Origin of the sequence: Mesorhizobium sp. M1050, from assembly GCF_040318715.1 — a bacterium.
Lineage (GTDB): Bacteria > Pseudomonadota > Alphaproteobacteria > Rhizobiales > Rhizobiaceae > Mesorhizobium.
Genome location: NZ_JAMYMV010000158.1, coordinates 1 through 2198, shown reverse-complemented (window position 1 = coordinate 2198; position 2198 = coordinate 1). Strand labels below are relative to the sequence as shown.

Genomic DNA, 2198 nt, shown 5'->3' with positions numbered 1-2198 from the left:
GAGGGTCTTCAATGTCGTCAATATGATCGAGAAAGCTTGCGTCCATCGCCGGTCTCCTTCCCGGCCAACAGAATCCCGCTTGGTTGCCAGAGCGTTAACGATTCATGATTCCGCCCTGACAGAGCCTGCCAGTCGGCTTCAATCGAATCATTCGTTCGCATACTGGCTGAGGACTCATCTCGATTCCACCAGTCTACCCCTAAGTTAACACCTATGGGGCACGGGCTGCCGGTCGATTCGACCCCGATCGCATCAGCGGCCGTCGAGTTGCGCCTCTTGGGCGACCTTCGACGGAAGAATATTCCGGGCGATCTCGGCCGACCTTGAACATCGGTGACACTGTTCGGCGTTTTGACCAACGAGCTCTGAATCGCGCGTTACGTCAATAACCAGAAGGCGACCAAGCTTCAGAGCCGCCCATTCCGCAACCTCGAAGGGGTTGGCACGACGATCTTACCACGGATCATTTCGCTGCGCATTCTTGATCAGGCGCGGAAGCGCCTGGACGAGCGGCGGCCGAAACCGCTTCCGCGCGAGGCAATGCTCGAGGGATTGCGCGACTTGTGGTTCGAGAAGGGCCGCTATCGCGAAACATCGTAGATCGGTCCCGTTTCGATTCCGAGCGTGAGGACCTAATACGTCTTTCACTTTGGCAGCCTCCGGCAAGACTTGAATGAGTTTGGTCACGTTGCGCCCGCCGAAAGTTCTCGAGTGGCGCCTAGCCCCCTTGATGCAGGCGATGAGTTTTTTGGCGCCTGAAGCGGCGATGTGGTTGCCCTTGCGGTGCTTTTTCACAAGCCTCATGGGCGCCGGCGATCATCCGTTGTGATGGAAGGCGGGGTTTGCGGATTTGAAAGGTCAGCGGGTTCGTTTTCGGGGCGTCCGGCGCCCGTCGGGCTATGTTGGGGATGCGATCGAGAACGATGCGCAGAATGCCTGGATGTCGACAAACGCTGGCGGATTTGCGTCTTGATTTCGACCACCCACTATTACGGCAGGCCAAGTTTGGGGAAATCCTCACCCGCATCGCACGGAGCGGGCCAATTGTCGATTCCCAACCCAAAAGGTCGGCAAGTTGACAATGCGTACGGTCAGAGAACGCGCAAATCAGAATTTTGAGGTTGGTACGGCGCTTGCTTGTTCGCGGAAGCATCATCCGATCGCTTGTGAGAGCGAGCAACTTAAGCAAGAGCACGAATTCATTATGCGGAAAACTGACTTAGAGCGATTCGTCAACGATTTAGGAAAAAAAGGCAGTCCGCTTGAAAACGCCAAACGGCGCGTTGGAGGGCTCGCTTCGATCGTAGCGATTGGAAAGAGCCTCAACTACAACATCACGCTTGACGAGGTTAAAAGCTACATCCGATCCAACAGCCGACAGAAGTCCAGTACGAAGAAGCTCGGCGCGATTGCAGGCCGCAAGCGCGGTTCGAGCGTTCCGGCCTTAACCAGCTTTGTACAGACCACCGCGTTGGCTAATTCTGCTGATGTATCCATGAGCCCTGCGCAACTCGGAGGAAGAACTGGCTTCGCTGCGGTCGTATTAATTGTCGTAATTGTTGTTGTGGTCGCAACATAACCGCATTGGCTCGTACGAGCCGGTCTAATGTAACATCAAAGCAAACCGCGGTCGAGGATGCGATCATGATATCCGGCGTACAACGGGCCGCTTCAAGGGCTCACCCGTACACTCGCGAACACTGGCAACAAATCTTTGACCAGCGCACGCCGCAGGAACGGCGAACGTTGCCTCATGTCAAGCGCTTCATGGAGCGGCTGGTCGGTGATAGGAAATTCCGCACGACCCTTTCGGAGAACCTCGACGCCCCTCGATCGGTAACAGAGCGCTACGGCATTGAAGTTGACCCAATGGAGATGCTGCCGCTCTGGTGCGGAGACTACGTGAAGCATCGCTTCAAGCCGGAGTCTGCCCCGTGGCCGCTGGCGATGATGTGGGACGAGTATATGCGCGAGATGTTGCGCCATCGCGACATGCTGCGCGCCGAGGGCGAAATGTCGATGGTGAACCCTCGCTTCCATGCCTGGCGAGAGCGCCAAATCCGCCGCTGCAACGACGAATTGGGCGAATTGGCACCGTCGGTCACGCACCCCATCATCGCTTTCGAGCTGAGTGAAGGCTGCACCGTCGGTTGCTGGTTCTGCGGCTTGTCGGCCGACCGGTTCAAGGGCTATTATGA

1 protein-coding gene and 1 pseudogene are annotated in these 2198 nt (G+C 56.8%); both read left to right on the top strand.

The genetic code is table 11. The features are described from left to right. Positions 1-1081 precede the first annotated feature (1081 nt). The gene (locus NKH57_RS33600; protein ID WP_352950652.1) at positions 1082-1579 is read left to right on the top strand and encodes a hypothetical protein; all 498 of its coding nucleotides are present in this window, start codon (positions 1082-1084) and stop codon (positions 1577-1579) included. Positions 1580-1644: 65 nt separating this feature from the next. After that, a pseudogene (locus NKH57_RS33595) lies at positions 1645-2198 on the top strand (radical SAM family RiPP maturation amino acid epimerase); the annotation flags it as partial.